The following is an 8,137-nucleotide window of genomic DNA, read 5'->3' as shown; positions in this document are numbered from 1 at the left end:
GATTCTATCTCAACCCAAACAGGTTATATTTAAACAATAGAATCTCTGAATCAATAAAAAAGAGCCCGCAGGCTCTTTTATAAATACAGTTCGATATTAACCGAAACGCCCCGTAATATAGGCTTCTGTGAGTTGATGATCAGGCTGGGTAAACACTTTTTCAGTTGAGTTTACTTCGATCAAATCACCCAAGTGGAAATACGCTGTACGATCAGAAACACGTGCTGCTTGCTGCATCGAGTGGGTCACGATTGCAATAGTATATTGCTCAGAAAGTTCAGAAATTAACTCCTCAATCTTTGCAGTCGCAATTGGATCAAGTGCTGAACATGGCTCATCCATCAAAATGACTTCTGGGCTGACCGCAATCGTACGTGCAATACATAAACGCTGTTGTTGACCGCCAGATAAACCTGTACCAGGTTGATTCAAACGATCTTTAACCTCATCCCATAGACCCGCCTTACGCAAGCTATTTTCGACGATCTCTTCTAGATCATATTTATTACGAGCCAATCCATGTAATTTTGGACCATAAGCAACATTGTCAAAAATTGACTTTGGGAATGGGTTTGGTTTTTGGAATACCATACCCACTTGTGCACGCAATAATACAACATCTAAGTTTGGATCATAGATATCTTGGCTATCCAAAGTCACCTTGCCTGTGACACGACAAATGTCAATCGTGTCATTCATACGGTTCAAGGTACGAAGAAAGGTTGATTTACCACACCCTGATGGACCAATAAATGCGATGACTTCATTTTGGTAAATATCTAAATCGATGCCTTTAATCGCTTCAGTCTCACCATAGTACACATGCACATCTTGAGTACTGATCTTTACATCACCATGCGACGGATTTTTTGCTTTGGCAGAAGTTTCAAACTGTGCAACAAACGCTGTTTCCTGCTGAGCTGGTGTTTCCGACGATGTAAATTGAGTTTGCTGTGGATTCACTGATTTATCCTTTTCTAAGGAGTTCGTGGTATCAATAGTATTCATCATGTTATCTCCGATTACCAACGTACTTCAAATTTCTTACGTAACCAAATTGCAAGACTGTTTAAACCAATCATCAGGGCAAGCAGCACAATAATCGCCGCTGCGGTACGTCCTTCGAAGAAGTTACGTAGCTCATTGCCCTGCCATAAGAAAATTTGTACAGGTAATGCTGTAGATTGATCCAATGGCGAAGCTGGCACACTCGCGACGAAAGCACTCATACCAATTAACAAGAGTGGTGCTGTCTCACCTAGTGCCTGTGCAACACCAATAATTGCTCCCGTCAAAATACCTGGCAAAGCCAACGGTAAAACATGATGGAAAACGGTTTGAACTCTTGATGCGCCTAAACCTAGAGCAGCTTGACGAATCGAAGGAGGAACGGCTTTTAGTGATGCGCGTGTTGTAATAATCACTGTTGGAAGTGTCATTAAACTTAATACCAAACCACCCACTAATGGTGCTGAGATTGGTAAATGCATCCAGCCAATAAAGATTGCTGCACCTAATAAACCGAATACAATCGAAGGTACTGCTGCCAAGTTGTTGATGTTGACTTCAATAATATCAGTCATCACATTCTTTGGTGCAAACTCTTCTAAGTAAACCGCACTTGCAACACCAATTGGAATCGAAATCAAGATCACGATGAGCATCATAAACAACGAGCCCATGAATGCACCCGCTAAACCACTGGTTGCAGGAGAACTACGCGAATCAGGATTTACAAAAAAGTCAGTATTAAAAGTATTTTTGATCACACCATCTGCTTTTAACTGATCAGCTAGCTGACGTAATTCAGGACTTAATTGTTGCTGTTCATCTGGGAGAGAGCGATCAATATTACCTGCCAACCAGACATCAATATTGGCATCTGCTAAGATCTTAATATCTTGAGTTTTACCAATCAATGATGGATTAGCAAATACCATATCACGTAATCGATAAGATTCTGAACTAGTATAAATCCCAATCAATTCATCACGCTGTGGCGCAACCGCAGGATCTTTTTTAACAATCGCATTCGTGATTAAAGCATCCCAGTCTGCCATTCCCATTTGCGTTTGCCACTCAACATATCTTTCTTGGAAACGAGCAGGTGTTTCCCCTGCTTGACGCTTTGGTGGCGCACCCGCATCAATAATTGCAGGGTCAAAATATACAGGAATAGTGATTGTGTTTTGCCAGAATGCAGGTAGACCTTTCGATAAAATACTTACAAAGAGCAATGCAACAAATGCTAAGCCAAGCATCACTGCTGAAAACCCTAAGAAACGAAATGTCTTTTCTTTACGATGACGTTTTGCAAGTGACTTTTGAATTCTTGCTCTACGCTCTGCACGTAATTCTTGCGCTGCTTGCGGATCAAATGCAGGACTCTGATCCACAGGAGATGTATTGGATGAAGTCATTCGTATTGCTCACGATATTTACGTACAATGTACAGTGCAATAATGTTGAGACCCAATGTAATTACAAATAAGGTCAAACCAAGTGCAAATGCCACAAGTGCTTGTGGGCTTGCAAAGTCAGAATCCCCGGTTAACTGCGTCACAATCGTCATCGTAACCGTAGCAACAGCTTCGAATGGATTCGCATGTAAAACTGGGCTATTACCTGCAGCTAACACCACGATCATGGTTTCACCAATCGCACGCGAAGCAGCCAGTAAGAATGCACCAACAATCCCTGGTAGCGCAGCGGGCATTACCACTCGACGAATCGTTTCTGATTTAGTCGCACCTAAGCCCAAAGAACCATCACGCAATGATCTCGGCACTTGTGTAATGATGTCATCCGATAAAGAAGACACAAATGGGATAATCATAATCCCCATAACAAAGCCAGCAGTCAGAGCACTCGTTGCATTGATGTTTAACCCAATCGCATCCCCAAACATTTTAAAGAATGGACCGATGATCATTAACGCAAATACACCATACACAATCGTTGGGATACCTGCCAAAACCTCAATCGTTGGTTTCGCCCATGCACGTAATCGCGGTGGAGCATATTCAGCCAAATAAATCGCAATCATTAATCCAACAGGCACCGCAACCAAAAGAGCGACCCCACTGACCATTAACGTACCCCAAAGCAATGGGAGTAAACCGTAACTGCCAGTTGCCTCACCAACCTGACTGAATCCAGGCTGCCACACAGTACCAAAAAAGAAATCGAATGGACTAACAAAATTAAAGAAGCGTAAAGCTTCACTGAACATCGACAATACGATTCCAATCGTGGTTAAAATCGCCACACTGGAACATAAGATTAGACCGACATTAATCGCACGTTCAACTTGATTACGCGCTCGGTATTGTTGACTGATTGTTTTCTTTGCCCAAGCTAGACCCGCCAATGCAGCACTAATCACCACTGCAACTTTAGCAAAAGTACCAACACTCTGAAATTTAGCCAACTCTTTAGCTGCGGCAAGCTCATAAGCTGCAGCTTGATCAGTTACCCCAAAACCTGAAGCAATCGCTTGTACACGACTAAATAAAACTGAACGACTACTTTCATCTAGGTTCGCATTCACTGCGGCAGGAATATGATTAAATACAATTTGTTTTAATATAGTTGGTTCAACCATGTTCCAAATTAACAGAATTAAAAAGGCTGGAATACCACACCATAACGCAACCATAGCACCATAATAGCCCGGACGCGAATGCAATAAAGCCGAGTTATTCCCCTTACCTGCCAGATTACGACTTTTACGTAACCCAATTTGATATGCGATTGCCACTAGGGCCAACAACACACCGATAATTAGCAGATTCATGCGATCTCCACTGTTTTCTCGATTGTTTTCATCTGAAAAAACTTAGCCTGATAAAAAAGGCTGATGATATGAATATCACCAGCCCGATTTACTCGATATTATTTAAACACTTTACCTGCTTTAAAATCAGCAAGGATTTTTGCGCGCTCTGAATCAGATAGTGGGATTAAACCAGCACGCTCTAACTTAGAACCTTTACCTGAAGTTCTTTTATTCAAGAAGAACTCAACGTATTGCGGTAAACCTTTAATTGAGTTTAAGTGTTCGCCTTTTACATAGAAGTATAAAGGACGAGATACTGGGTATTTACCACTTAAAATCGTTGCTTCTGATGGCACAACATTGTTTACAGTTGCCACACGAAGCTTGTCACGGTTTTGATCATAGAAGCTCAAACCAAACACACCTACAGCACTTGGAGTTGTTCTTAAACGTGCAAGTGTTTCTGTATAGTCACCCGCAATTTCAATAACTCGACCACCTTGACGGAATGTCGTACATGCTTTCTTTTGAGCATCTTTATCTAAGTTTTTGATGTATTCATAAGCTTCACAGCCTGCATCTACCATTTTCTCTTGGAAAACTTCACGCGTACCGTGGTTTGAACCAGGAATAACTAAAGTAATTGGCTCATTTGGAAGTGATTTATCAATTTGGTTCCAATGTGTATATGGGTTTGGAACCATCTTACCATTTGATGGTAATTCAGCAGCAATCGCTGTAAATACATGGTAAGGTTTTAATTTATATGCTGCTTTATTAATGTTTGACGCGAAAACAATACCGTCATAACCAATTTTGATTTCTTGAATCTTATTTACACCTGCTTTTGCACATGTAGGTACTTCGCTACTACGCATTGGGCGTGAAGAGTTCGCGATATCAATCGTGTTATCACCTACACCTTGACAGAACTGTTTCAAACCACCTGAAGAACCACCAGAACCAACTACAGGTGTTTTAAATTGTGGGAAAGTGTTACCAAACTCTTCCGCTACAATACTTGCAAAAGGCAAGACAGTTGAAGAACCAGCAATTTGGATCGTATCACGAGCTGCGTTTGCAGTCGTTGCTACAGTTGCCCCAGTTACAGCTAATGCAATTGCGAGATTACGTGGATTTAAGCGCATATTGTTTTCTCTCATTTATACAATTTGATTTACAACTCTTTTAAATTCAAGTGTTGTACTTTGGTTAACTGCATTTTGATTAGATAATATGACAAATAAGTTACAACTTTGTGACGCTTTGATGATAATTGATGTATCGCATCAAATTTAATTAAATATTATTAAATATCAATAACTAAAAGAATTGAAAATATCCTTATAGCCTAAACAGGTATCATTAAAATTGTAATATTTAATTCATTTAATGCAACTTATATTTAATTTTTTAGAACAAAATCATCTTTGATTGTAAAAAAGCTATGCTGAGTAAAATTTCAAGCATTTTGCCGATTCAATCATATGACAGAGTGATTAAACATCGACACCTCACCATAGCCCTTGCTCTTAAACTTAGACATCATAATAGCTTAGAGTGAACTATGATCATCCAAATGGATTCATCTAAATCTAAGTCGTGTTCTAAAAGTATCAACACATCATTCAGTTTATTGAAATTTATTCGAACAGTGTATTGATCTATATTCAATTTAAACGAATAGAAAGAAGAGATCATGAATACTAAAGCCATCGCGACCTTCAATCCTGATTTACCCATTCACATGACATTTTCAGAGCATGATTGGCATTTACTTGCCCAACATTGGTATCCAATTGCTTTAGCACGTGACATTAGCGAACAACCTACGGCCGCTAAATTACTGGATATGCCATTGGTGATTTACAAAATGTCTGATCAGCTTATAGTTGCCAAAGATGCCTGTCCACACCGTGGTGTTCCCTTGAGTTTAGGCCGTAATGATGGTCTTGGTGTCGTCTGTCGCTATCACGGTTTACGTTTTGGTGAAAATGGAAAATGTAATCGGATTCCCGCGCACCCAGAACACAAAATATCTGAACGCTTTCATTTAAAGACATATGCTGCTATCGAGAAATATGGGCTGATCTGGTGCAATCTCACGGCAAATAAAGATGCGTTACCCACCATTCCACAAATGCCTTATTGGGATCATTCTGACTTTCAACAATTGGTCTGTCCGTCTGTAGAACTCAATTGTTTTGCAGGAAGACAGCTTGAAGGTTTTATTGATGTGGCTCATTTTGCTTGGGTACATCCTGATACTTTTGGAGACCCAGATAATGTTGAAGTACCAGATTACACGACGACAGAGACAACCTACGGTTTTGATGCCGATTATATCAGTTGTGTTGGTCGTTACCCGATTGGTATGGATCAGCGTGGACAAGAAGGCTTTCAGTGGTTAAGGCATTTTGAAATCAGCCTCCCCTTTACTGCAACACTGACGATCCACTTTCCGAATGATAGCAAGCAAGTGATTATGAATGCTGCTAGTCCTGTGTCTGCGCGTCAAACGCGTTTATTTGCACCAATCTGCCGTAACTATGATAAAGACTTACCTGTCGAAGAGGCTTATAAATTCAATTTAGAAATTTTTGAAGAAGATCGCCTCATTGTTGAAACACAAAAACCTGAATATCTACCACTAGACCTATCTATGGAAGCACATTTCCCAGCAGATCGTAGTTCTAGCATGTACCGTAAACTGCTCCGAAAAATGGGATTTAGTCCAATTTTTGCTGCCTGACTTTATTTTCGAACATTCATAAATAAAAACGAGGTCTTTAAAGACCTCGTTTTTATTAGTAAACCAAACTGCAACTATACAATTGGTGGTACATAAGTACCTTCAACAATTGAGTCTTTGATTCGATCAGCTTCTGCAAGCACAAGTGCAAGCAAGTTCTGTACGTTTTCAAGCGTTGCAACAGGACTTAATGTGGTCATCTTCAAAGATTGAACATTACCCACTTTGGTCACACCAATATTCGCCTCACCACGTGCAAACAATTCATCTGCAACGTTTTGATTCAAGCTATCAACAAACTCAGCAGGATAACCTTCTGGCACGACACGGAACAGCACTGACGCAAACTGCGGTTCAACTAACAGCTCAAGATCATCTGTTGATTTGATATAGTCTGCAACTTCACGTGTTAATTTCACGCCGTGATCGATCATTGAACCATAAAGCTCTTCACCTAATGCCTCAACCGTCATCCACAATTTCAATGCATCAAAACGACGAGTCGTTTGTAAAGATTTAGACACAAGGTTAGGTACACCATGTTCTTCATCATAAGCAGAGTTCAAGTACTCTGCTTCATAATGCATAAAACGATAGTTTGCTTCGTCTTTCAACAAGAAAGCGCCACAGCTAATGCTTTGGAAATAGTGCTTATGGAAATCAAGCGTGATTGAGTCTGATAATTCAATTCCATCAAGCATTGCACGATGGTCATTTGAAAGAATCAGTGCACCGCCCCAAGCTGCATCAATGTGCATCCATGAACCATATTTGGTGGTAATTTCACGGATTTTCTTGAGTGGATCAATCGCACCAGCATCTGTCGTACCCGCTGTTGCAACTACACAAGCGACGATTTTGCCTTCTGATTGAAGATGTGCCATGGTTTTTTCTAGCGCATCAACATCCATCTGTGCATTTTCATTCACAGGAACAGTGACAACTGATTGGAAACCCATGCCCATCATTGCCATGTTCTTTTGCACAGAAAAGTGTGCATTTTCAGAACAAATCACTTTGACGTTTTTCATCGCCTCGGCTGGGATACCATCACGCTGAACAGACCATGGTTTACCATTTTCGTCTTTCCAGTTTTTCGAAATGCACCAGTCACGCGCAAGCAATACACCCATCAAGTTAGACTGTGTTCCACCTGAAGTAAACACACCTGCTTGACCTGCACCATAGCCAACTTTTTGGCGTAGCCAATCAATCAACTGAACTTCCATCAATGAACCTGCTGGGCTTTGGTCCCATGAGTCCATTGATTGGTTAGTCGCATTGATTAACACTTCCGCAATTTGGCTCATCACCATCGTTGGGCAATGCAAATGTGCCAGTGAATGCGGATGATGTACTTTTAAGCTTTTGTTGAGAAATAACTCAACCATACGCTGCAAAGACTGCTGTACGCCTAAACCTTCTTTCGATGGATTAAAAGATATTGCTACACGCAAATCTTTAATGCTACCACCTGTATACATTTTATCGTTTTGCAACCATGCTGAAACGGCTTGTACCGCCTCGCCCATTGCTGACTGATAGTCAGCAATAGATTGAGCATCATTGCAGAGTAACGCTTTACGATGTTCTGCAAAATCAACCAT

The 8,137-nt window shown here is 40.6% G+C and carries 6 protein-coding genes; 1 reads left to right on the top strand and 5 read right to left on the bottom strand.

Annotation, left to right across the window (positions count from 1 at the left end):
- Nucleotides 1-96: 96 nt before the first annotated feature.
- From pstB to HMPREF0023_RS00845, 4 genes are all read right to left on the bottom strand, one after another.
- Nucleotides 97-1,008: a phosphate ABC transporter ATP-binding protein PstB gene (pstB, locus tag HMPREF0023_RS00860; protein WP_017394722.1), complete on the bottom strand. Its 912-nt coding sequence runs from the start codon at nt 1,006-1,008 to the stop codon at nt 97-99.
- A 14-nt stretch (nt 1,009-1,022) separates the two neighbouring features.
- Nucleotides 1,023-2,420 carry a phosphate ABC transporter permease PstA gene (gene pstA, locus HMPREF0023_RS00855; RefSeq protein ID WP_004638386.1) on the bottom strand — a complete coding sequence of 466 codons (1,398 nt, stop codon included), beginning with the start codon at nt 2,418-2,420 and terminating at the stop codon, nt 1,023-1,025.
- A complete protein-coding gene (gene pstC / locus HMPREF0023_RS00850) occupies nt 2,417-3,796 on the bottom strand; it encodes a phosphate ABC transporter permease subunit PstC (RefSeq protein WP_005081899.1) in 1,380 nt (459 codons plus the stop codon). The genes pstA and pstC overlap by 4 nt, the downstream gene beginning before the upstream one ends.
- Nucleotides 3,797-3,894: 98 nt before the next feature.
- Complete coding sequence (locus HMPREF0023_RS00845) at nt 3,895-4,926, bottom strand: PstS family phosphate ABC transporter substrate-binding protein (protein WP_005081897.1); 1,032 nt, start codon at nt 4,924-4,926, stop codon at nt 3,895-3,897.
- Between the two features lie 551 nt (nt 4,927-5,477).
- On the opposite strand from HMPREF0023_RS00845, the gene HMPREF0023_RS00840 reads away from it, so the two are divergent.
- Nucleotides 5,478-6,530, top strand: a complete 1,053-nt coding sequence (locus HMPREF0023_RS00840; protein WP_008940928.1) for an aromatic ring-hydroxylating oxygenase subunit alpha — start codon at nt 5,478-5,480, stop codon at nt 6,528-6,530.
- 74 nt (nt 6,531-6,604) lie between these two features.
- On the opposite strand, the gene HMPREF0023_RS00835 is transcribed toward HMPREF0023_RS00840, so the two are convergent.
- Nucleotides 6,605-8,137 carry a pyridoxal phosphate-dependent decarboxylase family protein gene (locus HMPREF0023_RS00835; RefSeq protein WP_008940927.1) on the bottom strand — a complete coding sequence of 511 codons (1,533 nt, stop codon included), beginning with the start codon at nt 8,135-8,137 and terminating at the stop codon, nt 6,605-6,607.

This window comes from Acinetobacter sp. ATCC 27244, assembly GCF_000156555.1.
Lineage (GTDB): Bacteria > Pseudomonadota > Gammaproteobacteria > Pseudomonadales > Moraxellaceae > Acinetobacter > Acinetobacter haemolyticus.
Note: the sequence above shows the minus strand (reverse complement) of the source record. Positions and strands in the feature narration are given on the sequence as shown.